This window comes from Streptomyces sp. NPDC001933 (assembly GCF_042890955.1).
Lineage (GTDB): Bacteria > Actinomycetota > Actinomycetes > Streptomycetales > Streptomycetaceae > Streptomyces.
This window is the reverse complement of sequence record NZ_JBIASS010000012.1, coordinates 231,225-257,404: the sequence shown is the minus strand read 5'-3', so window position 1 is coordinate 257,404 and position 26,180 is coordinate 231,225. Positions and strand designations below refer to the sequence as shown.

The 26,180-nt window shown below is 72.1% G+C and carries 17 protein-coding genes; 7 read left to right on the top strand and 10 right to left on the bottom strand.

The features are described 5' to 3' along the window. Positions 1–95: 95 nt before the first annotated feature. Positions 96–1,457 carry an FxsC protein gene (gene fsxC, locus ACFYY7_RS27895; protein ID WP_266736216.1) on the top strand — a complete coding sequence of 454 codons (1,362 nt, stop codon included), beginning with the start codon at positions 96–98 and terminating at the stop codon, positions 1,455–1,457. Beyond that, entirely contained in the window at positions 1,441–5,373 is a 3,933-nt protein-coding gene (fxsT, locus tag ACFYY7_RS27890) for an FxSxx-COOH system tetratricopeptide repeat protein (RefSeq protein WP_388665528.1), read from the top strand. Before fsxC ends, fxsT begins: the two co-directional genes overlap by 17 nt. Positions 5,374–5,427: 54 nt before the next feature. Here fxsT and ACFYY7_RS27885 read toward each other — a convergent pair whose 3' ends face one another. The 7 genes from ACFYY7_RS27885 to ACFYY7_RS27855 form a co-directional block, all read right to left on the bottom strand. Next, a complete protein-coding gene (locus ACFYY7_RS27885; RefSeq protein WP_388665526.1) occupies positions 5,428–6,303 on the bottom strand; it encodes an alpha/beta fold hydrolase in 876 nt (291 codons plus the stop codon). A gap of 299 nt (positions 6,304–6,602) precedes the next feature. After that, complete coding sequence (locus tag ACFYY7_RS27880; RefSeq protein WP_388665524.1) at positions 6,603–7,100, bottom strand: phospholipase; 498 nt, start codon at positions 7,098–7,100, stop codon at positions 6,603–6,605. A gap of 113 nt (positions 7,101–7,213) precedes the next feature. Further along, positions 7,214–7,726, bottom strand: coding sequence for a hypothetical protein (locus tag ACFYY7_RS27875; protein ID WP_266736209.1), 513 nt, complete (start codon positions 7,724–7,726; stop codon positions 7,214–7,216). A 112-nt stretch (positions 7,727–7,838) separates the two neighbouring features. Next, a complete protein-coding gene (locus ACFYY7_RS27870) occupies positions 7,839–9,083 on the bottom strand; it encodes a VWA-like domain-containing protein (RefSeq protein ID WP_388665522.1) in 1,245 nt (414 codons plus the stop codon). Beyond that, positions 9,080–10,354 carry an AAA family ATPase gene (locus ACFYY7_RS27865; RefSeq protein WP_388665520.1) on the bottom strand — a complete coding sequence of 425 codons (1,275 nt, stop codon included), beginning with the start codon at positions 10,352–10,354 and terminating at the stop codon, positions 9,080–9,082. The genes ACFYY7_RS27870 and ACFYY7_RS27865 overlap by 4 nt, the downstream gene beginning before the upstream one ends. Before the next feature lie 123 nt (positions 10,355–10,477). Further along, a complete protein-coding gene (locus ACFYY7_RS27860) occupies positions 10,478–11,884 on the bottom strand; it encodes a hypothetical protein (protein WP_388665518.1) in 1,407 nt (468 codons plus the stop codon). A 189-nt stretch (positions 11,885–12,073) separates the two neighbouring features. Next, positions 12,074–13,114, bottom strand: coding sequence for a DUF3533 domain-containing protein (locus ACFYY7_RS27855; protein ID WP_388665517.1), 1,041 nt, complete (start codon positions 13,112–13,114; stop codon positions 12,074–12,076). A gap of 188 nt (positions 13,115–13,302) precedes the next feature. On the opposite strand from ACFYY7_RS27855, the gene ACFYY7_RS27850 reads away from it, so the two are divergent. From ACFYY7_RS27850 to ACFYY7_RS27835, 4 genes are all read left to right on the top strand, one after another. Next, positions 13,303–16,785 carry a DNA polymerase III subunit alpha gene (locus tag ACFYY7_RS27850; protein ID WP_388665515.1) on the top strand — a complete coding sequence of 1,161 codons (3,483 nt, stop codon included), beginning with the start codon at positions 13,303–13,305 and terminating at the stop codon, positions 16,783–16,785. Next, positions 16,782–17,789 carry a hypothetical protein gene (locus ACFYY7_RS27845; RefSeq protein WP_388665513.1) on the top strand — a complete coding sequence of 336 codons (1,008 nt, stop codon included), beginning with the start codon at positions 16,782–16,784 and terminating at the stop codon, positions 17,787–17,789. Before ACFYY7_RS27850 ends, ACFYY7_RS27845 begins: the two co-directional genes overlap by 4 nt. A 182-nt stretch (positions 17,790–17,971) precedes the next feature. Next, positions 17,972–18,865 (top strand): esterase/lipase family protein, encoded by an 894-nt coding sequence (locus tag ACFYY7_RS27840; protein ID WP_388665511.1) that lies wholly within the window; start codon positions 17,972–17,974, stop codon positions 18,863–18,865. A 131-nt stretch (positions 18,866–18,996) separates the two neighbouring features. After that, positions 18,997–20,544, top strand: a complete 1,548-nt coding sequence (locus ACFYY7_RS27835) for a methyltransferase domain-containing protein (protein WP_388665509.1) — start codon at positions 18,997–18,999, stop codon at positions 20,542–20,544. 34 nt (positions 20,545–20,578) lie between these two features. Here ACFYY7_RS27835 and ACFYY7_RS27830 read toward each other — a convergent pair whose 3' ends face one another. The 3 genes from ACFYY7_RS27830 to ACFYY7_RS27820 all read right to left on the bottom strand — a co-directional run bounded on the left by ACFYY7_RS27830 (position 20,579) and on the right by ACFYY7_RS27820 (position 25,285). Beyond that, entirely contained in the window at positions 20,579–22,006 is a 1,428-nt protein-coding gene (locus ACFYY7_RS27830) for an amidase (RefSeq protein ID WP_388665507.1), read from the bottom strand. Positions 22,007–22,084: 78 nt separating this feature from the next. Beyond that, entirely contained in the window at positions 22,085–23,722 is a 1,638-nt protein-coding gene (locus ACFYY7_RS27825; protein WP_388665505.1) for an amidohydrolase, read from the bottom strand. A gap of 90 nt (positions 23,723–23,812) precedes the next feature. Next, positions 23,813–25,285, bottom strand: coding sequence for an APC family permease (locus ACFYY7_RS27820; protein ID WP_388665632.1), 1,473 nt, complete (start codon positions 25,283–25,285; stop codon positions 23,813–23,815). A 170-nt stretch (positions 25,286–25,455) separates the two neighbouring features. On the opposite strand from ACFYY7_RS27820, the gene ACFYY7_RS27815 reads away from it, so the two are divergent. Beyond that, positions 25,456–26,169, top strand: a complete 714-nt coding sequence (locus ACFYY7_RS27815; protein ID WP_388665503.1) for a TetR/AcrR family transcriptional regulator — start codon at positions 25,456–25,458, stop codon at positions 26,167–26,169. Positions 26,170–26,180: the final 11 nt, after the last annotated feature.

Sequence of the window (26,180 nt, the reverse complement as noted above, 5' to 3'; positions counted from 1 at the left end):
GACTGAAAACCGGCGTTGAATGACCGAACGCCATGGGGGTGGAGCAAGGTCCGCTCCGGAATGATGAATTCGCTCGCATTCACTTCAGTCCCCGGATGCGGGTGCTCACACAGGACGGGGGTCGTGTGCACGCAACAACGCAGCAGCGAGCGGCGGACCATCGGCCGTACTTCTTCTTGAGTTATGCCCATACACCGGGCTACGGCCGTGGAACCGACCCGGATATGTGGGTCGAACGCCTCTTCAAGGATCTCTGTGACCATGTACTGGCCATGACGGATCTGCCCGCGGGCGCGCCCGCGGGGTTCATCGACCGAGAGATACGCTCCGGCGAGGGCTGGTCGGAACGGCTCGGTGAGGTGCTCGCCACCTGCCGGGTGTTCGTTCCGCTGTTCTCGCCGCGCTATTTCGCGAGCGAGATGTGCGGCAAGGAGTGGTACGCCTTCGCTCAGCGCGCCATCCATCACCGTGCCCGCTCCAACCAGCGGGCCGAGGCGATCGTCCCGGCCCTCTGGGTCCCGGTACCCCCGAGCCAACTCCCCGGTCCCGCCGAGCGATTACAGTTCAACCACCGCGATTTCGGAGACCGTTACGTCAGTGACGGACTCTACGGGCTGATCAAACTCCGGCTCTTCGCCGAGGAGTACGAGCGCGCGGTGTACGAACTGGCCAAGCGCATCGTCAACGTCGCCGACACCATAAGGATCGGCACCGGCCGCCCCGTCGACTACCGACTGGCGCCCAGTGCCTTCGGCCCGCCCAACAGCTCGATGGGCGGCCCCCGTCCGATGCAGGTCACCATCGCTGCCGCCACCCGGCACGACCTGCCCGCCGGACGCAGTGCCGACTACTACGGAGACAGCCCGCAGGACTGGAACCCCTACCACCCGGCCGCCGCCCGGCCGCTGGCCTACGTCGCCGAGGACCTGGTGCGCTCCCTCAACTACCAGGCGACCATCTCCTCCTTCGACGAGGAGACCGGGCACGGAGAAGGCAAGCAGCCGCCCAGCAGGCCGGAGATCCTGCTCGTCGACCGCTGGGCCCTGCAGGACGAGGACCGGTGCCGGCGGCTCGCCGCCTTCGACGCCGAGAACCGCCCCTGGGTGACGATGATCGTGCCGTGGAACCGGGAGGACCACGAGAGCATGGCGGCCGAGGCCGAACTGACCGAGAAGCTCGAACAGACCATGCCGACCAAGATGCGCCAGGGACGGGCCTACTGTCGCGCCGCCGCCAAGGGCGTCCCCAGCATGGAGGCCTTCGGGCAGATCCTGCCGCAGGTCGTCGAGGTGGCGGCCCAGCAGTACCTGAGACACGCGGCGGTGTACCCACCCGCCACCGGCGGCGGACACACCGAACGGACCCGGCTGATGGGGCCGATGGCACAGACGAACTACATCCCCGAGACACACGACCCTGCGACGGATGCGGAGGACACGGATGACGGCCAGTCGTGACGGGCGCATCGTCACCTTCTACTCGTACAAGGGCGGCACCGGCCGCACCATGGCCCTGGCCAACACGGCCTGGATACTCGCCGCCAACGGGAAACGGGTACTGGCTGTCGACTGGGACCTGGAGGCACCCGGGCTCCACCGGTTCTTCCACCCGTTCCTCGACCCGTCGACACTCGGTGCCACCACCGGCGTCATCGATCTGATCACCGAATACGCGTGGGCCGCGACCAGCCCCGTCCAGCGCGCCGACGACTGGCACCGCGACTACGCCCGGATCCAGCCGCACGCCGTCTCCCTGACCCCCGAAGCGCTCGGCTGGGAGTTCCCGCAGGGCGGCACGCTCGACTTCGTCTCCGCGGGACGGCAGAACCGCGAGTACTCCGCGACCGTCTCCACCTTCGACTGGGACAACTTCTACGACCGGCTCGGCGGCGGCCACTTCTTCGACGCCCTGCGCGACGACATGAAGGCCAACTACGACTACGTCCTCATCGACAGCCGGACCGGCCTCAGCGACATCGCCGACATCTGCACCGTCCACCTCCCCGACGTCCTCGTCGACTGCTTCACGCTCAGCGACCAGTCCATCGACGGCGCCGCCTCCGTCGCCCGGCAGATCTCCGAGCGCTACACCGGCCGCCCCATCTCCATCTTCCCCGTCCCGATGCGCATCGACGAGGGCGAGAAGGAGAAGGCGGATGCCGGACGGGCGCTGGCCCGGCTGAAGTTCGACCGGCTGCCGCGCGACCTGTCCGGGGACGAACTCACCGCCTACTGGGGCGCGGTGGAGATTCCGTACCGCCCCTACTACGCCTACGAGGAGACCCTCGCCACCTTCGGCGACGAGGCCGGTCTCACCAACTCCCTGCTCTCCGCCTTCGAGCGGCTCACCTCCGTCATCACCGACCAGCAGATCACCTCGATGCCACCGGTCGGCGAAGAGGTGCGGCTGCGCATCCGGGACGCGTTCACCCGGCGCAGGCCGGCGCTGCCGGCCGATCTCTTCCTCAGCTATGTGGCGGAGAACCGGATGTGGGCCGACTGGATCGAGTCCGTGCTCACCCGGGCCGGGTTCCGCGTCGTGCCGCGCGACGTGTCCGCCCAGCGGGAGAACGTGGAGCAGGCGCCCGCCGAGAGCGCCGCCCGTACCGTGGTGCTGCTCTCCAGCGCCTACCTCAAGTCCCAGCGCGCGGTGAACCTCTGGGACCGGGCCGTCGCGGAGGACCCCGGCGGCGGCCGGCGCCATCTGCTGCCGCTCAGGGTCGGTGACGTACGGCTCTCCGCGCCCTACATCGACCGCAACCCCGTCGACCTCTTCCGGCTCGACGAGGTGCACGCCACGGCCGCCCTGCTGCGCGCCCTGGACCGGCCCGTACAGCTCACCGACGCGGTGTCGCCCGGACCGCGCTTCCCGGGCACCGTCCCCAGGATCTGGAACGCCCCGCCGCGCAACCCCGGCTTCACCGGCCGCTCCCTGGTCCTGGAACGGATGCGCGACCAGCTCGGCGGCGGCATGGCCGTGGTGCTGCCGCAGCCGCAGACCCTGTACGGGCTCGGCGGCGTCGGCAAGACCCAGGTCGCCCTGGAGTACGTGCACCGCTTCATGGCCGACTACGACCTGGTCTGGTGGATATCTTCCGAGCAGACCGACGACGTGGTGGCCGCGCTCGCCGAGCTCGCGGTCCGGCTCGGCGCCCAGGGCGGCGACGACATGGCGGCCGCCTCCCAGGAGGCCGTGGACCTGCTGCGCCGGGGTGTGCCCTCGGACCGCTGGCTGCTGGTCTTCGACAACGCCGACGACCCCGAACGGCTCCGCCGCTACTTCCCGCAGGGCGGCTCGGGCCACATCCTGGTCACCTCGCGCAACCAGGCATGGTCCCAGCACGGCGACGCGCTGCCGGTCGACGTCTTCCTGCGCGAGGAGTCCATCGAGCACCTCCAGCGCCGGGCCCCGGGGCTGAGCGACGAGGACGCCGCCCAGGTGGCCACCGCCGTCGGTGACCTGCCGCTGGCCGTGGAGCAGGCGGCGGCCTGGATCGCGGAGACCGCCACCCCGATCGACACCTATCTCGAACAGCTGGCCCAGCAGGCGCCCGAGGTCCTGGCGCTCAACCAGCCGGCCGGTTACCCGGAGCCGGTCGCCGCGACCTGGAACATCTCCATCCAGCGGCTCAAGGAGCGCTCGCCCGCCGCGGTCCGGCTGCTCCAGCTCTGCGCCTTCTTCGCACCCGAGCCCATCTCGGGGAACCTCCTGTACAGCAAGGAGATGATCGAGGCGCTGAAGCCGTACGACGCCTCGCTCCAGGAGAAGCTGGTGCTGGGCCGGGTCATCCGGGAGATCGGCCGGTTCGCGCTCGCCAAGGTCGACCAGGTCTCCAACTCCATCCAGGTGCACCGGCTCGTCCAGGCCGTCATCCGGGCGCAGCTCACCGAGGAGGAGCAGCAGGACGCCCGGCACGCCGTCCACCGCATCCTGGCGGGCGCCCGGCCCGACGACGACGAGCCGATCGACAACCCCTCGACCTGGCCGCAGTTCGCCACCATCTGGCCGCACCTCGGCCCGTCCGACGCGCGAAACTGCAAGGAGCCCGAGGCCCGCAGGCTGCTGATCGACCGGGTCCGCTACCTCTGGAAGCGCGGTGACTTCCGGACCGCGACGACGGTCTGCGAGGAGCTGCGCGAGATCTGGCGTCAGACGCTGGGGGAGCGGGACATCCAGTACCTCTACCTCTGCTTCCACCTCTCCAACATCTACCGCTCGCGCGGACGTTACGTGGAGGCCAGGGAGCTCGACGAGATCACCCTGGCGACACAGCGGGAGGTCCTGGGCCCGGAGCATCCGCACACGTACATGAGCACCAGCAGCCTGGCGACCGACCTCGGCACGCTGGGGGAGTACACCAGGGCGATCGAGCTGGCGACCGAGGCCACCGACGGGTTCAACCAGATCTTCCACGAGTCGCACCCGAGGACGCTGGCCGCGGCCAACAACCTGGCGTTCACCCTGCGGTCCATCGGCCAGTACGCCAAGGCCCGTGAGATCGACCAGGACGTCTTCGACCGGCGCGTCGAGGTGCTCGGCGCGGAGCATCCCTACAGCCTCTCCTCGGCCATGAACCTGGCCCGTGACCTGCGGGACGTCGGACGGTACGAGGACTCGGTCGGCATCCTCAGCCGTACGTACGACAGCTACAAGGCCACGCTCGGCCGGGCCTTCCCGGGCACGCTGAGCGCGGCGAAGAGCCTCGCGGTGTCGCTGCGCCGGGCGGGCAGACTGGAGGACGCCCGCAGGCTCACGGTGGCCACCCGGTCCAGGTACCGGGCCAAGTACACCTCCGCCAACCCGGAGTCGCTGGCCTGCGATCTCAACATGGCGGCCGACCTGTTCGCGGCCGGCGAGCCGGCCGAGGCCAGGGACACCGCACAGGAGGTCGTCGACCAGTACATGAAGGTGCCGGGGGAGAAACACCCGTACACCCTGGCCGCGCTGAACAACCTCGGCGTCTACCAGTCGGGGACCGGCGCGTCCGAGGAGTCGGTGCGGGTGCTGACCCGGGTGGTCGCCTCGATGCGGGAGGTGTACGGGCCGGAGCACCCCAACACCCTGTTCTGCGTGATGAACCTGGCGAACGCGACGGCGGAGCGGGGCGATCTCGATCTGGTGCTGGAGACCGAGGAGAAGGTGTCCGGGCAGCTCAGGAGGGTACTGGGGGCGCATCACCCGGAGACCCTGGCCATGACGTCGAACATGGCGGTCACGCTCGACGCGATGGGGCGCAAGGACGAGGCGCTGCGACTGCGGACCGAGACGGTCGAGGAGCTGGCCCGTCAGCTCGGTGACGACCATCCGATGACCCGGATCGCCCGGGACGAGGACGACCGGTTCGAGCGCGAACTGGAACCGACGGCGGTGTGAGCCCCGGGAGCGTCCGGCCGTCGCCGGCCGCTCCCGGAACACCGGCCCTGCCCGTCATTCGGCGGGCGGGTCCAGCAGCCAGTTGAGGATCTCGGGCAGCGCGTGCAGCGCGTCGAAGTGCGCTGCCGCCGGTTCCACCACGACGGTGGAGTTAGGGATGCGTTCGGCCAGCCAGCGCGAGTGGCCCACCGGGGAGAACACGTCCTTCTCGCCGTGCCACAGCAGTACGGGGCTCGTGATGTCCGCAGGGTCGAACCCCCACGGATTGCTGAACGCGAGCGCGTCGTCGATCCAGCCCCAGGCCGAAGTGCGCAGCCCCTCACGGTAGTTGTGCAGCAGCATGGTGCGGACCCCGGCGTCGTTGACCACCATCCGGTCGGAGTCGGTCAGCTCCCGGCGCAGATCGTCGATGAGCTGGACCGGGTTCTTCCTGATCACCGCGGACCGGGAGATGAACGACTCCGCGAGCCCGTCCGGATCGGCCGTCGCCGTGGAGTACGCCAGCACGTTGGAGGCGGCCATCCCGTCGAACCAGTCGAGACCGTCGGCCCCCCGGGGGGCCAGCGCGACCAGTGCGGCGGTGCGGGTCACCCGCTCGGGCATCAGCGCCGCGCAGGCCAGGGCATGCGGGGCGCCACCGGATCGGCCCACCACGGCGAACCGTTCGAGCCCGAGGTGGTCTGCGATGGCCCGTACGTCCTGAACGGCATCGGCGACACAGCGGCCCGGCAGCCGGTCGGACTCGCCGTAGCCCGGCCGGTCGTAGGTGATGAGCTGGGTCTTGCGCTGGTACAGGACCATGCCGCGCGGAGCCGGACCGAGCCTGCTGCCGGGCATCCCGTGCAGCAGGAAGACCGGTCTGCCGCGAGGATCCCCCCGTCGCTCCACCACCAGATGCCGCCCGTCCACCGCGCGCACCCGACTACGCACTTGGCGCCTCCTTGGAATGGTGCGGGCACCGCGTGCCCGTCTTTTCCCGCCCGATTCGATGATGACTCATCAGAGCTCTTACCGGGTATGGGAGTTGGAAACCCATTGGAGGGCTGCGGATACTGCGGGAGGGGTCGGACCCGGCTGTTGCGGGCGGAGTCGAGTCCGCCGGCGGTGATGCGGTCCGGGCTTCGGTGAGGGCACCGAGGGCGCCCTGTTCCGATCCTGCCGCACTGCAACGGGCTCGTCCGTATCGACCGAGGCGATGCGGACGAGCCCGTCGTCACGTTCAGGAGGAGTCAGGCGGCTCGGTTCAGTCCTTCGGCGCCCGCCTTCGCCGGTGCCACGCCGAAGATGTCCACGGCGTGGTAGTAGGTCCATGCCGTGCTGTTGCACGCGGTGAGCTTCGCTCCGGAGTAGGCGGCGCACACGCGCTTGAGGTCCGAGTAGAACGCGGAGTCGATGCGCGACTTGTTGGCGTCGAAGGTGCCGGCCGCCTTGTGGTTGCGGTAGCCGAAGTCGTGGCGGGCGCAGGCGGTCTGGAAGGGGAAGCCGAACGGGTTGTCGGGCGAGCTGCTGCAGTAGTCCGTCGACCAGTCGAAGCCGTAAGCGGACCAGGCGCCCTGGTTGTTGCGGGCGGAGTTCCAGGCGTTGTAGCTGGAGAGGCTCGTCTGGGTCCAGGAGCTGAGGACCTGGGGTTTGTCGGCAGGGGCGGCCGAGGCGGACGCGGCAGGGAGCAGGACGAGGGGGAGCGACAGAGCGGCCGTGGCGAGCGGGACGGTGAATCGGCGACGCATGAGCAACCTCCGCAGTATGAAAGGGAGTTGTGCTGAACGTGCTCCTCGTGGTCTCACGAGATCGTTCAGCATGATGCCATGCGTCCCCGACGCGTAGGGGGCTGTCCGGTGGATCAGGGCGCCTTCGACTCCAGGTGGTAGGTCGTGTCGACCCAGAAGCCGTTCGTGGCGGCGGCCTTGATCTCCAGCACGTACTGACCGGGGGTCAGCGGTTCGAAGCCGCCCCAGATGCCCCAGGCGTAACGCTGGGTCAGCCCGGTCCGGAACGGCGCGGTGAACTCCTGCAAGGACAGCGGGACACTGTTGAGCGAGGCCGTGGCCTCCGTGGCCGTCATGCGCTGGGGAATCCTCGAGTACGACCGGGGGTGCTGCATGTTGAGGACGGGGAAGAAGACCGGCCGGTCCGAGGGGATCGCGCAGCGCCGCACCACCCGCCCGCCGTAGGTGCCGGCCAGGAACCAGAGGTCGTCCGGCTGGTTCCAGGCGGCGTGCTCACCCGTCGTGTCCCTGACCGGGCTCCGGTCGTCGGGCGCGGACAGGGCCCACTGCCACCACCGGCCCGCGAGCGCCCCGCCCTCCTCGTTGTTCGGCTTCCACATACGCTCCGCCGGTCCTGCTCCGCTCATGACGACTCTCCCACGTGCAGCCCCGGGTTACGGGGCCTGATTCGAACAAGCGGACAGTACCCGGGGTGGTGCACCGGGCCGGACGAAGGGGTGACGGCGTACGCCCGGAGCCCTACCGGGCCGCGGGAACCGCCCCGATGACCACCGTGCGTGCCCACTCGGGCGGGGAGCTGGGGACGTAGTACGGATCGTCCTCGTCCCGCAGCCGGGGGAACAGGCCCACCACCGTCCGGCACGCCGGCTGGGCACTCGGCCAGGGGGTCTGGCCGTCCGTCAGGACCACGACGACATCGGGCCTCGGCTGCGTCCGCAGGGCCCTGGCGAAGCCCGAGCGCAGATCCGTACCCCCGCCGCCCACCAGCGGGATTCCCTCGGCACGGCACAACGGGTGCGCGACCCTGGCCGCCGCGTCGCACGGGAGGACGGTGATCAGGTCGCGACGGCCGCCGACCGCGCGGGAGATCGCGGCGACCTCCAGGAGCGCGCTGCCCAGTTCGGTGTCGCTGACCGAAGCGGACGTGTCGATGACCACGCAGACCCGGGGCGGCCTGCGCCGCAGGCTCGGCAGAACGGCACCGGGCACACCGGCCGAGCGCCGCGAGGGGCGGCCGTACGTGTAGTCCTCGCCCGCGCCGGACCCGGAGGCGGCCGAACGGACCGCCGTACCCAGCAGTTCCCGCCACGGCTGCGGCGGGTGGAACGCCTCCTCGGCCCACCGCTGCCACCCCTTCGAGGCGTTCCCCGGACGGCCGGTGATGCCTTGAGCCACCCGGAACCGGACCGCGTCCCGTTCCTGCTCGCTCAGGCCGTGCGCGCCGTCCGGCCCCAGGTCCCACTCCCGCTCCAGCCCGTCGGCGCCACTGCCGCAGTCCAGCCAGGCCAGGTGCTCCGTATGCGGACCGAGCCTGAACTGACGCAGGTAGTCCTCCATGAGCTGCCCCTCGGGGAGCCCCAGAAAGGCCGGACCGACGGCGCCCTCCGGCCGGACCAGCCCCTCGCCGAACGCGTCGTCGTTGATCTCGCAGTCGGCGGCGATGTTCATCCGCAGCCGTTCGGCGGGTCCGGTCAGCCCCTGCTGCCGTGCGACCCGGTCGCTGCGCCCGTGGTGGTCGCGCAGCAGGTGCGACACCTCGTGCACCCACACCCCGGCCAGCTCCTCCTCCGGTGTCCGGTCCACGAAGCCGGGCGAGACGTAGCACCGCCAGTGCCGGTCGACGGCCATCGTCGGTACCCGCCGCGACTCCACGACGCGCAGGGCGAACAACGCCGTAGCCAGGTAGGGGCGGGCCCGGACGGCCTGCAGCCGGGCGGCGAAGAGCTTGTCGAGGTCCAGCACCCCCGGCGCCTCGGGTGTCATCGGCCGGCCTTCGCCGCCGCGGCTGCCCGGTCCGCGGCCCGGGTCGCCGCCCGGTCCGCCCGCCGGGACAGGGACACCGCTCCGGCGAGCTGCTCGATCGATGCCGGAACGTCCCAGTCCGCCCGGCGCAGCGAGGCGAGCGTGGTCGCCGGTACTACCACCACGTCCGGGGCACCGGTCTCCAATGCCCGGACCAGGAGCGCCCATGCCGCGTCCCAGCGGGGCTTCTCCGGACGATTGCGGACCGCCGCCACCACACCGTCGAGCACCGCCTGACGCAGATCCCCCCGCTCGGGCAGGACGGCGCCCGCCGGGTCGGCGAGCAGTGTCTCGGGGTCCGGCAGGTCCATCCGGTCCAGGCTCGCCAGCAGCTCCAGCCCCGGACCGTCCCCCACGGTGCCCCGGACCAGCAGGGAGAGCACGTCCCTGGAGGAGCCGGCCGCGGTCGCGAACGCGATCAGACACAGGGTCATGTCCCAGCTCCGGGGTGACGGCCAGGGACCGCCCCGGCGCGTCTCACCGCTGGGCAGCCGGTGCACGAGCGCCGGGCGCGCGGCGAGGAGCCCGCACACCGCGCGGCGGGCGAAGTCCACGGCCTCCGGCAGCCGTTCGGGGTCGAGCCGGGGCAGTGTCGCCCGGGGCCAGGTCCCGCCGAGGCCGCGCACCACCACCTCGTGGTCGTGGGTCCACTGCAGATGCACGAACCGGTTGGCCAGCGGCGGGCTCAGCTCCCAGCCGTCGGCCGCCGAGGAACGCGGATTGGCCGCGGCCACGATCCGTACCCCGGGCGGCAGTTGAAGGGCGCCGATCCGCCGCTCCAGCACGAGGCGGAGCAGGGCGGCCTGAACGGCCGGCGGCGCGGTGGACAGCTCGTCCAGGAACAGCAGCCCCCGGCCTGCCCGCACCAGCCGCACCGCCCAGTCCGGCGGCGCCATCGGCACGCCCTGCTCAGCGGGGTCGTCCCCCACGATGGGCAGCCCCGAGAAGTCGGACGGCTCATGGACGCTGGCGATGACAGTGGTCAGCGGAAGATCCAGGGACACGGCGAGCTGGGTGAGCGCGGCGGTCTTGCCGATGCCGGGCTCGCCCCACAGGAGTACGGGCAGATCGGCGGCAACGGCCAGGGTCAGGGCCTCCAGCTGGATGTCGGGACGGGGTTCGGTGGTGGTGTCGCGCAGCAGGGCCGTCAGCTGACCGGCGATGTCGAGCTGGGAGGTGCGGTCCTGGCCGGAGGAAGGGACGGACGTGACGAAAGGGGTGCGTGTGAGCATGTCTGAATCACCTGTGGGTTCGTGGTGAGGCGTACGGAGGAAGTGAGAGGAATTCCGGCCGTCGACGGACGGTGTGCCGGTCGCGGACGGCATGCGAGCTGCGGGCCGGTGACGGACCGTGGGTCAGCGACGGACCGCGTGGCGCGGGTGCGAGCGGCGGTCACGGGGCCGGCGGCGGTACGGGTGGAGGCGGTCGGGCCCTTCGACCAGGCCCGCCCGGAACAGCCCGTACGTGATCCGCCGCCGCGCGGCCTCCTCCAGCTCGTCCCGCAGTTCGCCGCTGCGCAGCAGCGCGCCGGGGCCGAGCAGACCCTCGACGACGGCCAGCGCACCGGCGATGTCGCCGTGGTCCAGGCGTTCGCGCACACCGGTGAGGCAGTCCGGACGGCGGTGCGCCTCGTCGATGGCCTGGAGGCAGGGCAGCGGGGTGCCGGTCAGTGCGACCAGCAGCTCCTCCCGGCGGATCTCGGCCGGGTCGTGGTCCAGCGGGGCCAGCACCCCGTCGACCAGGCCGATCCGGTGCAGAGCTCCCCGGCATTCCACGAGGCGTGGCTGCCCCGCCCGGTCCGGGGCCGGTGCCGGACCGGGCGGCGGGCGCTCCGGTGCCAGTGCCGCGAGGACCAGCGGATGGAGCCGCCCTGCCTCGATCGACCCGGTACGGATCAGATCGAGGTCGGGCAGCACCCAGGTCGCCGCGTCGGGCAGCACCGGCAGCGCGGAGGCACCACCGCCCGTGGCCGTGGTGGCGGCCGCGATCCGCAGCGTGGGCGGCCCGGGGCCGTCCCCCTCGGGCACCAGGTCCAGGAGCAGCCGGTGCCGGGCCCCGAACCGCACGGCGACGGTCCCGGCGGACCGCCCCTCGGCCCGGAGCAGGATCCCCGCCTCGTCCGCCCACCGGTCGACGGCGCAGCGACGGGCGGGCGGCACCAGCTCCAGCACCTCGGGAGGCACCGCGACCCGGCGGCCGGCGGGCGGCCCGTCGGCCCCGGACCGGAACCGCAGCTCGTCGGTCCTGCGCGCATCCCAGAGATGGCGGTGCAGGTCGAGGCGGAACCGGGGGTTCGGGCGGTGGTGCGGATGGCGGCGGGCCTCGGTGCCGGACTCCGGTCCGTCCCACAGCGCGAGCCCGATCCGCTGACCGGCATCCGCCCAGGCGGGCGGGGTCCGGACCACCAGACGCACCGGGCGCATACCGCCGGGCCCCTCGGTGTCGTACCGGGCCAGAGAGACCGTCAGCCCCGGGCGCAGCAGCCCGCGCGGAGCGATTCTCGGCAGGTGCCAGCGCAACAGGTCAGGGGCCAGATGGCGCAGATCGTCCCGGATCCGGGACGCGAGTTCTCGCCCGTGGGTGCGTGCCACGGACCGTGGGCTGAGATCGACATCGACACCCGCGGCGGCGCATGCCCCCGCCCAGTCGCCGACATGACGGCGGGCGGTCGCGGTCTCGATCATGGAGGGCGGCACGGCGAACTCTCGCACGCGCAGCCAGAAGGACAGGCGGGAATCCCTGTTCGCGTCCTGAGTGAGCATCAGCACTCACCTTGCGCGGACGGGGCCCCCAATCTGTTGGCAGAGTGAGTTGTCATCGCGGGGCAGCGTAGCTCCCCGTCTCCCCGAATGCCAGGTGTATTCGGGCCGCCCTCCCCCGGGGGGAGGGCGGCCCTTCCCGCACGAAGGGCCGCGCCGGCCGGTCGGCGGGCGCGGCGCGGGGTGCGAAGGTCAGGCGGCGGGATTCGAACCGAACGGCGGCCGCTCGCCGCTGAGTTCCTCCGGGCTGCGGTGCGCGGCGACCAGGAGCGTGACGGCTGTGCCCACCGCCGCCCACGCGGACAGCACCAGCAGGGAGCCGGTGACCGCGTTGCCCCTGAAGTAGGCGATCGAGCGGGCCACCCAGGTGCCCGCCCCGGGCGGCAGCGCGGGGCCGATCGCCCGCCAGAAGTCCGGGAGCATCGGCAGCGGGTAAGCGCCGCCGGCGCTCGGGTTGCCCGCGATCACCACGATCAGGACGGCCAGGCCGATGCCGACGATGCCGGTGACGGCCTGGAGGGCGAGGGTGATCATGCCGACCGCGAAGACGGTCAGCGCGCCCAGGCCCGACAGGCCCCAGAAGCTTCCGGGCAGGGCGCCGAGGATCGGGCCGATGATGATCGCGCCGCCGATCCCGCCCATGATCGAGTACAGCGCCATGACACCGGTCCGGATCACCGCGCGCTGTCGGTTGGCGGGTTTGGCGCCCGCGCTGATCGCCAGGATCGAGGCGCAGAGGTAGCCGCCGACGCACCAGCCGACGACCAGGTAGAACGACGAGATCCCGTTGAAGTCCTGGTCGGAGGCGGGGGCCAGGTCCACGGTCCGTACCGTGCGCTGCTGGGTCCGGTCGACCTCCGTGATGATCTTCGTCAGGGTGGTGGCCAGCGAGGTGCCGCCGCCGGAGGCGACCAGCACGGTGTCGGTCGTGCCCTCGGGGCTGACGATCAGGGCGCCGTCGATCCTGCGGTCGAGGATCTGCTCGCGGGCGGTGGCCGCGTCGGCGAGCGTGCGGGGGTCCAGTGGGCCGCCGGGGAGATTCTTCAGCTCGGTGAGGAGCTGTGCGGAGATCTGCCGGGGTGCGACGAGGCCGAAGGGTACGTCCGTCGGCTTCGGCTTGTGCAGCGCCCCGACGTAGGACGCGATGAACAGCAACTGCAGTCCGAGCACACCGATGACGAGCAGTGCGGCCCGTGGAGTGACGGCGTTCTTCACCTCGTCGACGAAAGTCATGCCCCCACGCTCCGGGGCGCCGGTTGTTCGTGCAGGCGGGGCAGGGCCGAATGGCTGATCGGATCCCTCGCGGACCGCCGGTCCGGGGCAGAGGAGGTTCTGTGCTCCCGCTATCGCACGAATGTTCGAAACTTGGTCTATGGTGGAGGCGAGGGGGTGGTGAGTACGGATCGGTCCAGGAGGTGCAGATGCCCGGGTTCACGCATCTGCATACCGTTTCCGGGTTCTCCCTGCGGTACGGGGCATCGCACCCGGAGCGGCTGGCGGAGCGCGCCGCCCAGCGGGGGATGGACGCGCTGGCGCTGACCGACCGCGACACCCTCGCGGGCACGGTCCGCTTCGCCAGGGCCTGCGAGAAGGCCGGGATGCGGCCGCTCTTCGGGGTGGAGCTCGCGGTGGGATCCGCGACGGCGGAGCATACGAGAAGGGGCGGGCCCGCGCAGCGGCTGCGGACCCCGGTCCGCGGCGGCGCCTTCGTCGACGAATCCGCACCCCGGGTCACCTTCCTCGCCCGGGACGGCGCCCGGGGCTGGGCGGAGCTGTGCCGGCTCGTCACCGCCGCCCACGCCCCCACGCCCGACGGTGCCGGACAGCCCCTGGTCGGCCGGGCCGAGCTGCCCGCCGAAGGGCTCACCGTGCTGCTCGGCCCCGCCTCCGACGTCGGCAGGGCGCTGGCCGCCGGCCGCCCGGACCGGGCCGCCGCGCTGCTCGCCGACTGGCGCGAGATCTACGGCGACGACCTGCGCCTCGAAGCCGTCCACCACGGGCGGGAAGGCACCGGCCCCGGTTCGCTGCGGCTCGCCGCCCGTACCGTCGGCCTCGCCGCCGAGCAGGGGGTGCGGGCCGTGCTGACCAACGCGGTCCGGTACGCCGACGCCGGGCAGGGCCCGGTCGCCGATGTGCTCGACGCGGCCCGCCGACTGGTCCCCGTCGACCCCCGCCGCGCCCCGCTCGACAGCGGGGAACGCTGGCTGAAGGACGCCCGCGCGATGGCGGACACCGCGGAGCGGATCGCCACGGCCGCCGGTCTCGGCGAGGGCGCCGGGGCGCGGCTGCTCGCGGAGACCCGGCGCACCGCCGACGCCTGCGTCGTCGACCCCGAGGGCGACCTCGGTCTCGGCACCGTCCACTTCCCCGAACCGGAGCTCGTCGGCGCCGGGCGGCGCACCGCCCAGCGGGTGCTGGCCTCCCGCGCCGCTGCCGGCATGGTGCTGCGCGGCTACGACCGCAGGCGCGACTACTGGGAGCGGATGCACCAGGAGCTGGACGTCATCGCCCACCACGGCTTCGCCTCTTACTTCCTGACGGTCACTCAAGTGGTGGACGACGTACGGGAGATGAAGGTACGGGTCGCCGCCCGGGGCTCCGGGGCGGGATCCCTGGTCAACCATCTCCTCGGGATCGCGCACGCCGACCCGGTCGAGCACGGGCTGCTGATGGAGCGCTTCCTGTCCAGGCGCCGCTTCGTGCTGCCCGACATCGACATCGACGTGGAGTCCGCCCGCAGGCTCGACGTCTACCGCGCGATCATCGGACGCTTCGGCACCGAACGGGTCGCGACCGTCGCCATGCCCGAGACCTACCGGGTGCGCCACGCCATCCGTGACGTGGGTGCCGCGCTCTCCATGGACCCGGCCGAGACCGACCGGCTCGCCAAGGCCTTCCCGCACATCCGGGCCCGCGACGCCCGCGCGGCCATGGAGGAACTGCCCGAACTGCGCGAAGTGGCACGGGAGAAGGGCCGGTACGGACGGCTCTGGGAGCTGGTGGAGGCGCTGGACGCACTGCCGCGCGGCATCGCCATGCACCCGTGCGGGGTGATCCTGTCGGACGCCACGCTGCTGCGCCGGGTGCCCACCGTGCCCACCAGCGGCGACGGCTTCCCGATGGTGCAGTTCGACAAGGAGGACGTGGAGGAGCTGGGGCTGCTCAAGCTCGATGTGCTGGGTGTGCGGATGCAGTCGGCGATGGCGCACGCGGTCGCGGAGATCGGGCGGGCCTCGGGGCAGGCCGTGGACCTGGACGCGGTGGAGCCGGACGACCCGGAGACGTACCGGTTGATCAGGAGCGCCGAGACGCTGGGCTGCTTCCAGATCGAGTCGCCGGGCCAGCGCGACCTGGTCGGCAGGCTCCAGCCGGCCGGCTTCCACGACCTGGTGGTCGACATCTCGCTGTTCCGCCCCGGACCGGTCGCCGCCGACATGGTGCGGCCGTTCATCGAGGCCCGGCACGGCCGGGCCCCCGTGCGCTACCCGCACCCCGATCTGGAAGGACCGCTGCGCGAGACGTACGGAGTGGTCGTCTTCCACGAGCAGATCATCGAGATGGTCGACATCATGACCGGCTGCGGCCGGGACGAGGCCGACCGGGTGCGGCGCGGACTCTCCGACCCCGGATCGCAGGACCGGATCAAGGTGTGGTTCGCGCAGCGGGCGGCGGAGAGGAAGTACGGCGCCGAAGCGATCGCCCGGACCTGGGAGATCATCGAGGCGTTCGGCAGCTACGGCTTCTGCAAGGCGCACGCGGTCGCCTTCGCCGTGCCGACGTACCAGTCGGCCTGGCTCAAGGCGCACCACCCGGCCGCCTTCTACGCCGGGCTGCTCACCCATGACCCCGGGATGTACCCGAAGCGGCTGCTGCTCGCGGACGCGCGGCGGCGCGGGGTGCCGGTGCTGGGACTGGACGTGAACCGGTCGGCGGCCACCCATCGAATCGAACTGGTGTCCGACAGTGAGGGTGGAAAGGGCGTCTGGGGGGTGCGGCTCGCACTCTCGGACGTCCACGGCATCGGCGCGGCCGAGGTCGCCCGGATCGAGGCCGGACAGCCCTACACCTCGCTGCTCGACTTCTGGCAGCGCGCCAGGCCGGGCAGGCCGGCCGCCGAACGGCTGGCCCGGGTGGGCGCGTTGGACGCGTTCGGCGCCAACCGGCGCGATCTGCTGCTGCACCTGTCCGAACTGCACCGCGCCCAGCGGGGCACGGGCTCCGGCGGCGGACCGGGCGGGCAGCTGCCGCTCGACGGCGGACACCGGACCGGCTCCATCGGCCTGCCCGACCTCGACGAGACGGAACGGCTCAGCGCCGAGCTGGGCGTCCTGAGCATGGACGTCTCCCGCCACCTGATGGACGATCACCACGTCTTCCTGAAGGAGCTCGGCGTGGTCCTCGCCAACCGGCTGCGCGAGGCACGGCACGGGGACACCGTGCTGGTCGCGGGCGCCAAGGCGGCCACCCAGACCCCGCCGGTCCGCTCCGGCCGCCGGGTCGTCTTCACCACCCTGGACGACGGCACGGGCCTGGTCGACCTGGCCTTCTTCGACGACAGCCACGCCGCCTGCGCGCACACCGTCTTCCACTCCTGGCTGCTGCTGGTACGCGGAGTGGTGCAGCGACGCGGACCGCGGAGCCTGAGCGTGGTCGGCGCGGCCGCCTGGAACCTGGCGGAGCTGGCCGAGCTGCGGCGTACCGGCGGACTCGACGCGGTCGCGGACCGGCTGGCGGAGGAACCCCGGGCCGAGGAGGCCGAGAAGACCGGCCCCGCCGGCAACGGCCGCCGCATCCAGCTGCCCACCGGATACGAGATGAACCCCTGGTCCGACCTCCAGCCGCCCGGCGAAGGCATCGCCACCGGCAGGAAGCTGTACCACCAGAGCCCGGGGAGCGCGGGATGAGCACCGCACCCGAGGTCCCGGGCATCCTGTACCTGCGGTTCCGCAAGGTCGGCGGCGGCCTCCCGGACGGTGCCGGTTACGAGGGGCTGCTCGCCCTGCTCGGCGCGTTCACCCCGGTGGTCGAGGCGGCCCCGCCCGACGGGGCGCTCGCCGATGTGCGCGGCGCGCTGCGCTACTTCGGGCTGGACGTGCGGGGGCTGGCCTCGGTGATCCGGATCCGCGCGCTCGCCCTGCACAGCGTGGACTGCGCCGTCGGGGCGGCGGAGAACCCGATGCTGGCCAGGGCGGCGGCCCGGCGGGCCGCACCCGGGACGACCTTCGTGGTGCCCGGGGGCGGGGGAGCGGAGTTCCTCGCGGACCGGCCGGCCGCGGCACTGGACGGCGTCGGCGCGGCGACGGCCCGCACCCTGTGCGAGTACGGGCTCGACTCCGTCGGCCGGATCGCGGCGGCCCCGCTCGGCACCCTCCAGCGGATCACCGGCGTACGGACCGGACGCGAACTGTGGGAGCGGGCGCGCGGCATCGACCGCACGGCGGTCGTGCCGGGCGCCGCGGCCCGGTCGATCGCCGCCGAACGGTCCTTCCCCCGCGACGAACTGGACCGGGAACGGCAGCGCCGCGCACTCATGTCGCTCACCGAGGAGCTGGGGGCCAGGATGCGCGGGGACGGGCAGGTCTGCCGCGGCCTCGCGGTCTCCGTGCGCTACGCCGACCGGACCGGATACTCGACGCTGACCCGCAGCCGTACGCTCCAGGAACCCACCGCCCACTCCGCGGCGCTCACCGCACTCGCGTACCGGATCCATGACTCGTTCGCCCTGCAGCGGGCCCGGGTACGGGGGATCGCGCTGCGCGCGGAGGGGCTGATGGAGAGCGAGCGGGCCGCGCACCAGCTGTCGTTCGACCCGGTGGACGAGCGGGCCCGCCGGATCGAGGCGGTGGCGGACCGGCTGCGGGCCAGGTTCGGCCCGCAGGCCGTGATGCCGGGACGCCTCGCGGCCTGATCACTCCTTCGGGCCCGTCCGACTGATGGATCATCACTTTTTACCGACGCGTAACTTCCCAGGCCACCCTACTCACGCGTAATTTGGCCCGGGAACACGGATGAATCAGCAGTCAGACCCGTGGTCCGGGCCGCAGGGTGTACAGACATCGCAACTCCCTTGATCCGCAAGGAGACCACACGATGCTGCCCTGGACACGTGCGTCGCGCACCCCACGCGCGCGAAGAGCTCTTGCCGCACTGCTCCTCGCCGTCGCCGCAGCCGCCACCCCCACCGCCGCTGCCGCCGCGGCCACCCCCACCGCCGCCACAGCCACCTCCCGCGGCTGGAACGACTATTCCTGCAAGCCGTCCGCGGCCCACCCCCGCCCCGTCGTCCTGGTCCACGGAACCTTCGGGAACTCGATCGACAACTGGCTGGTCCTCGCCCCCTATCTGGTCAACCGGGGCTACTGCGTCTACTCGCTCGACTACGGGCAGCTGCCCGGCGTGCCGCTCTTCAACGGACTCGGCCCGGTCGACAAGTCGGCCGGCCAGCTCTCCTCGTTCGTCGACAAGGTGCTCGCCGCCACCGGCGCGGACAAGGCCGACCTGGTGGGCCACTCGCAGGGCGGCATGATGCCGAACTACTACCTGAAGTTCCTCGGCGGGGCCGCCAAGGTGAACGCCATGATCGGGATCGCGCCCGACAACCACGGCACCACCCTGCTCGGTCTGACGAAGCTGCTGCCGTACTTCCCGGGAGCCGAGGACCTGCTGAACGCCAACACCCCCGGCCTCGCCGACCAGGTGGCGGGCTCCCCGTTCATCACCAAGCTCAACTCGCTCCCCGACACCGTGCCCGGAGTGCATTACACCGTCATCGCGACCAGGTACGACGAGGTCGTGACCCCGTACCGCACGCAGTTCCTGGACGGGCCGGACGTGCGCAACGTCCTGCTCCAGGACCTGTGCCCGGTCGACCTCTCCGAGCACGTGGCGATCGGCACCGTCGACCGGGTCGCCTACCACGAGGTGGCGAACGCCCTGGACCCGGCGCACGCCACCCGCACCACCTGCGCCTCGGCCGTCGGGTAGCCGTCGGGCCGCGCGAGCCGCGGTACGAGGGGGTCCGGGGCCGCCCGTACCCCTCGTACCGCGGAGTCCGGGCGGGTCCCGGTCGGCGCATCCTTCGTACCGCTGTCGGCGGCGACTGGCACGATCTACTCATGACGACGATCGACTGGGACTCCGCAGCCGACTCCTTCGACGAGGAACCCGACCACGGGCTGCTCGACCCGGTGGTCCGGCACGCCTGGGCGCAGCGGTTGGAGAGCTGGCTGCCCGACGGGCGCTCCGAGGTGCTCGACCTCGGGTGCGGCACCGGAAGCCTGGCGCTGCTCGTCGCCGGGCAGGGCCACCGGGTCACCGCCGTCGACCGCTCCCCGCGCATGGTGGAGCAGGCCCGGACCAAGCTCGCCGGGACGGGCACCGCGGTCCTGCTCGGGGACGCGGCCCGGCCACCGGTCGGCAATCAGCGGTTCGACGTGATCATGGTCAGACATGTGGTGTGGCTGCTGCCCGACCCGGCGGCGGCCCTGCGCCACTGGTTCACGCTGCTGCGGCCCGGCGGCCGGCTGATCCTGATCGAGGGCGTCTGGAACGGCGTCGGCCTATCCGCCGGGCAACTGACCGGCCTGCTCTCGGAGTTCACCGAACGCGTCCACCACGAGCGGCTCTCCGGCGATCCCGATCTGTGGGGCAAGCGGGTCGACGACGAGCGCTACGCCCTGGTGGCCCGCGCCGAACCGCCGCACCGGCACACCGAGGTCGTCGATGTCCACCTGATCCTCCGCCGCGGCCCCGAGGTCCTGCTCGCCCGCCGGGCCGGCACGGGATACGCGGACGGGCTGTTCAACGCCCCGTCCGGACACGTCGAGGACGGCGAGGACGTCCGCGAGGCGATGATCCGCGAGGCGGCCGAGGAGATCGGTGTCGAACTGGACCCGGACGAGCTGCGGGTCGCCCTGGTCATGCAGCACCGGGGCCCCGGCGGCGCTCCCAGGACGGGGTGGTTCTTCGAGGCGGAGTACGACCCCGACCGCCCGCCGTACAACCGCGAACCGGACAAGTGCTCCGAGCTGGCCTGGTTCCCGCTGGACGCACTCCCGGACGATGCCGTCGCCTACTGCCGGGCCGGGATCGAGGGCTACCGGGCGGGGGAGCGCTTCCTGATCCACTGGCACGAGGACGGCGACACCGTGGCGTACGAGCCGGACGGCGTCCGCCGCGCCGTTCCGCTGCCCGCCGCCCGGACCGGCACCGGCGGGGTGCACCACATCGAGCTGTGGGTGCCCGACCTGGCGGTGGCCGAGCGGGGGTGGGGCTGGCTCCTGGGCGAGCTGGGCCATGTCCCGTACCAGCGCTGGGAACACGGCCGCAGCTGGCGGCGCGGCGACAGCTATGTCGTGGTCGAGCAGTCACCCGATCTGACCCCGGGCCCGCACGACCGGCGCCGCCCCGGGCTCAACCACCTCGCGTTCCACGTCAGCGACCGCGCCACCCTCGACGCACTGGTGGAAAGAGCCCCGGAGCACGGCTGGCGGCCGCTCTTCCCGGACCGCTACCCGCACGCGGGCGGCGAGGAGCACACCGCCGCCTACCTGGAGGACGCCGCCGGGTACGAGGTGGAGCTGGTCGCCGGAGTCCACCGGCCCCGCCCCGTACCGGAGGAACCGGCGCCGTACACCGATGTGTGGGCACGGCGCCGGGACTGAGCGGCGGTTCGGGCGCCGGTCGGCCGGCGCCCCGTCAGAGGACCGGGATGCGGCTCCAGGGCCGGGCGGACTCGATGGCCTGCGCGACGCGGAACACCATGCTGTCGTCATAGGTGCGTCCGACGACCTGCACCCCCGTCGGTACGCCGTTCGAGGCGAAGCCGGACGGCACGCTCAGCACCGGGCAGCGGCTGGCTATGTTGAACGGTGTGGTCATCGCGGATTCCAGGTAGAAGTCCAGCTCGACGCCGTTGATCACGACCTTGGTCGAGAGGTGGTCGTCGTCCGCAGCGAGCGCCGGTACGGCGGTCGTCGGGCACAGCAGGACGTCGTAGCGGTCCAGCAGCACACCGAGCGTCGTCTGCACCCCGGCTTCGAGCTCGAGGCCCCGGAGGAAACTGCCGGGCTCGCGGACGGCCTCGTTGGCCCGCCGGGCGAAGTCGAGCGCGTACGTGGTGAGCAGGTCACCGTGGTCGGCGGCGACCGAAGCGATGTACGGGCCGAAGATCGAGCCGAAATGGATCATCGCGGCCCGCATCACGTCCGCCCGCATGATGGGGACCTCCACCTCCTCGACGACGGCACCGGCCGCGCGCAACGCCTCCGCGACCGCACGGGTGTTGGCCTCGACCTCGGGATCGACCGGCCAGTCCCCGAGGGTGACCGAGAGCGCCACCCGCAGGCCCTCGACGCTCTCGAACCGCTCGGGCAGGACGATCTCGGGCCGCAGCGAGACGGCGTCCAGCGGATGCGGCCCCGCGATGACGTTCTCCAGCAAGGCGCAGTCGGCGACGGTACGCGCCATCGGGCCGTCGTGGCAGTACGTGTCGAGGTTGAAGGGCGGCATCGACGGCACGCGCCCGTAGGGCGGCTTGAAGCCGACCGTGCCCGTGTTCGAAGCGGGGATGCGGATCGAGCCGCCGATGTCGGAGCCGGTCGCGAGCGTCGTCTCGCCCGCCGCGAGCGCGGCGCCCGCACCGCCCGATGAGCCGCCCGGAGTGAACTCCGTGTTCCACGGGTTCCGGGTGACGCCCCACAGTCGTGACTGGGTGTAACCCGCGCAGCTGAACTCCGGGGTCGTGGTCCGGGCGTGCACGATGCCGCCGGCGGCCTGGACCCGCTCGATCACAGGGTGCGTCTGCTCGGCGATCTCCTCCCGGAACGCCAGCGAGCCGTCCGTGCTGAGGCGTCCCGCGATGGGCTGCTCCTCCTTCGTTGCGACGGCCAGGCCCTCCAGCGCGCGGGGTGCCTCGCCCTTGCCCCCGTAGCGGGCCTCGGCCTCGCGGGCGGCGGCGAGCGCCTCCTCGAAGGTCTGCTCGGCCAGGGCGTTGATCTTCGGCTCGACGGCTTCCGCACGCGCGATGACCGCGGACATCAGCTCGACCGGTGAGAGAGAGCGGTCACGGAAGCGGCGCAGTGCCTCGGTGGCGGACAGATGGGCGAGGTCGGTGAGGTCGGTCATGCGAGGGTCCTTTGCGATGAGGCGGAGAGGTGTGGGAGTCGCCCACGGGGCGGCTCGGGGGCGACGGCTGCACGGCCGTCAGGAGGCGGAGTACACCCGCGATCCCCCCACGTAGGTCTGCAGGACCCGGGCGGTGTGGATCTCCTCGGCCGGCTCGGTGAAGATGTCCCGGTCGAGGACCACCAGGTCGGCCAGGTGGCCCGGCCGCAGCGTTCCGGCGTCGTCCGTGCCGTTGACGTGGGCCGAGCCCGCGGTGTACGCGGCGACGGCGGTGGCGAGGTCGAGCCGCTGTTCGGGCAGGAAGACCCGGCCGTCGGTCGCGCCGGGCTGCATCCGGTTGACGGCGACATGGATTCCGGCGAGCGGGTCGGGGCTGCTCACGGACCAGTCGCTGCCCGCCGCGAGCGTGGCACCGGCCCTCAGCAGGGAACCGAAGGGGTACTGCCAGGCGGCGCGCTCGGGGCCCAGGTAGGGGATGGTCAGCTCGTCCATCTGGGGCTCGTGCGAAGCCCAGAGCGGCTGGATGTTGGCTATCGCCCCGAGCCCGGCGAAACGCGGGATGTCGTCGGGGTGGACCACCTGCAGGTGAGCGAGGTGGTGTCGGGTGGCGCGGCGGCCGTTGGCGGTGCGGGCCGCCTCGACGGCGTCCAGCGCCTCGCGCACCGCACGGTCGCCGAGAGCGTGGAAGTGGACCTGGAAGTCGAGCGCGTCGAGCTCGGTGACGTACCCGCGCAGCGCGACCGGGTCGACGAAGCTCAGGCCGCTGTTGGTGGTGGCGCAGCCGCAGCCGTCCAGGTAGGGGGTGGTCATCGCGGCGGTGAAGTTTTCCGCGATGCCGTCCTGCATGATCTTCACCGAGCCTGCCCGGAACCTGCCGTGAGCCAGCTCCTCGCGGCGGGAGACCAGCTCCGGGATCTGGTCGGAGCCCCGGGCGCGGTCCCACCAGAGCGCACCGTTGACCCGGGCGGTGAGAGTTCCCTCGCGGGCGGCGGTGAGATATGCGTCGGAGGGGTCGGGCTGGCCGTTGAACACGCCGAGCAGGGCGTCCTGCCAGCCGGTGATCCCGAGCGAGTGGAGCAGCCGCTGCGCGCGCAGCAGGCCGTCGAGGCGGTCGGCGGCGGTCTTCCTGGGCACCAGCCGGGCCACCAGAGCGGTGGCGCCTTCCTGGAGGACGCCGCTCGGCGTGCCGTCGCCCTCCCGTTCGATCCGGCCGTCGCCGGGGTCCGGGGTGTCCCGGTCGATGCCCGCGAGTTCGAGCGCGCGCGTGTTGGCCCAGGCGCCGTGGTGGTCGCGGTTGACCAAGTACACCGGCCGGTCCGGCACCACCGAGTCGAGCAGCTGCCGGGTCGGAAGACCGCCCTCGAAGCTCTCCAGGGACCAGCCGCCGCCGGTGATCCAGGTGCTGTCGGGGTGGGCCCGGGCGAACTCGCGGAGGAGACGCAGGTATTCGTCGACCCCCACGGTGCCGCTGAGGTCGCACTCGGCGAGCTCCAGGCCACCGTAGACGGCGTGGATGTGGGAATCCTGGAAGCCGGGGAGCAGCAGCTTGCCCCTGAGATCGACCACCTCGGTCCTCGGGCCGATCAGTTCCCGTACCTCGTCATGGCCGACGGCCGAGATCCGCTCCCCGGTGACGGCGAGGCTGCTCGCCCGGGTGCGGGCGGGGTCGCCGGTGTGCACGGGGCCTTGGGTGAAGACCAGATCGGCCTTGGTCATGGGAGGTGCTCCTGGTGGTTCGGCGGCCCGAGGGGGACCGCTGGGGGAACGGGGTGTCACGGTCCGCACCGCGGGTGAGCGGCGCGGGCGTCACACGGCGGCACCGGCCTCGTCGGCGACGGAGGGGACGCGGTCGGCGGCGGAGGGGACGCGGGCGGCGACGAAGTAGGGCGACCGACGGCGCCAGCGGGCCCACGCGGCGGCCAGCAGTCCGGAGCCGATCATCAGGACCGGGACGAGCAGCGCGAACCATCCGTTGTCGGCGGAGACCTCGAAGTGATCGGTGGAGCGGTAGAAGGTCCAGGCGAGGTAGCCGCCGGTGGCGAGCAGCGCGAGCGCGCCCAGCACCGGACCGACGACGGCGCGCAGGGCCTCCAGCGGTGAGGTGCGCAGCAGGTGGCGGAAGCGCACCGCGGCGGCCGCGGCGGTGAGGGCGTAGTAGAGGGCGACGACGATGCCGATCGCGTTGACGGAGGCGAAGATCAGATCGTTGACGGTGGGGATGACCAGGGCCAGCGTGGCGAGGGCCAGGGCGATCGCGGTGATCAGCAGGGTGCCGGCGGCGGGGGTCTTGTGCTTGGGGTGCAGCCGCGTCCAGACGGGGCCGAGAACGCCGTCGCGGCCCATCGCGTACAGCCCGCGGGCGGTGGGGATGACGGAGGCCTGGAGCGACGCCACCGCGGAGAACATGAGGGCGATGAGCGGCAGGGCGGCCAGTGGCTGCTCGGCGAGCTTGGTGCCGAAGTAGGCGAGTCCCTGTGCGCCGTTGTCGGCCAGTTCTTCCAGCGGCAGGACCCGCTGGAAGGCGGTGCCGGCGAGCAGGAAGAGGAGCAGCATGACGGTCAGCGCGATGAACCCGCCGCGGGAGGCGTCCCGCGGGTCGCCGACCTCCTCGCCGACGCTGAAGACCGATTCGAAGCCCCAGTAGCAGAAGACCGCGAGCACCATGCCCTGGGCGAGGGCGGCGGCCGAGGGGATGTCGAAGGGGTTGAACCACTGGAGCGAGAAGGGCTGGTCACCGGCGAACAGGCCGTAGCCGCAGAACGCGAGCAGCACGCCGTACTCGAAGATCAGCAGGTACTTCTGCAGACGCGCCGCGAGGTCGAGCCCGCGCACCGCGACCAGCGCGGCAGCGACCAGGACGGCCATGCCGAGCAGGGTGGACTGGAAGGTGGAGTTCGGATCGAGGGTCAGGCCCCCGATGCTGTGGAGTGTGGCCTGGCCCAGCAGCTGGATGACCGCCGAGCCCGTGATCGTGGTGGTGTAGGCCATGAACACGATGGTGCCCACGACGTTGACCCAGCCGGTCAGGAAGCCCAGCCAGGGACTGAAGATGCGGCCGACCCACTGGTAACTGCTGCCCGCGTTCGGTTCGACGCGGTTGAGCCGGCCGTAGCCGCCGGCTATGCCGAGCACGGGCAGGAAGGCCAGCAGCATGATCGCCGGCAGGTGCAGGCCGACGATGGTCGCCATCAGGCCGAGCCCGATGCCGATACTGCTGGTGGCCGCAGTGCTCGACGCGGCGAGGACCATGCCGTCGACGACGCCTATGGACTTGCGCATCGCGACCTGTGGGGCCTGGTCGCCGCCGGCCGGCGTGGTGCTTGCGTTCTTCACTGGTACCACCAACAGTCGTCGCCCTGTTCAGGGGAGGTGGCCGGATGACCCGGATGGCACGCCATGAAACCGTTGCCCTCTTCACACGTCAATGCCGTTGTCATAAGCTCCGCGCCATGAATGAGCGTGTGGTTCCGGAGTCGCAGCGACGGCGCAGAAGGCCGACGAAACAGGGCACGGTGCTGTCCGAACAGGTCATCGTGGAGACGGCTCTGAGGCTGGTGGGCCAGCATGGTGCGGACGCTCTGACGGTCCGGCGGCTGGGTGCCGCGCTGGGCGCCGACCCCAGCGCGCTCTACCGGTACTTCCACAGCACCGACGATCTGCTGCTGGCGGTCGCCGACGAGCTCATCGGCCGTGCCCAGCAGGGGTGGCGGCCCACCGGCGAATGGCGCAGCGACCTGTGCGAACTGGGCCTGCGCGTCCATGCCTCGTACCAGGCACACCCGCAGGCCGCCCTGCTGGCGGCGCACCGGACGACGGGGCGGAACAACGAGACACGCGCCGTGGAGGCGGTCCTCGGCATACTCCGGTCGGCGGGCTTCCCCGACCCGGAAGCGGTACGGATCTACCACGCCTTCGTGGACCAGGCGCTCGCCTTCGCGGCCCTGGACTCGGCCGCGCTCGCCCTGCCGGCCTCCGCGCAGGCGGCCGATCTCCAGGTGTGGCAGCACCGCTACGGCCGCCTGGACGCGGACACCCACCCCCATATCGCCGCCACCGTGAGGCTGCTGGCCGACGACATGCGGCTCAGCGGCTATCCGTTCGCGCTGGAGCTGCTCCTCGACGCCGCCGCGGCCAGGCTGCCCGGGCCGGCGGCGGGCGGCTGAGCCGGGACCGG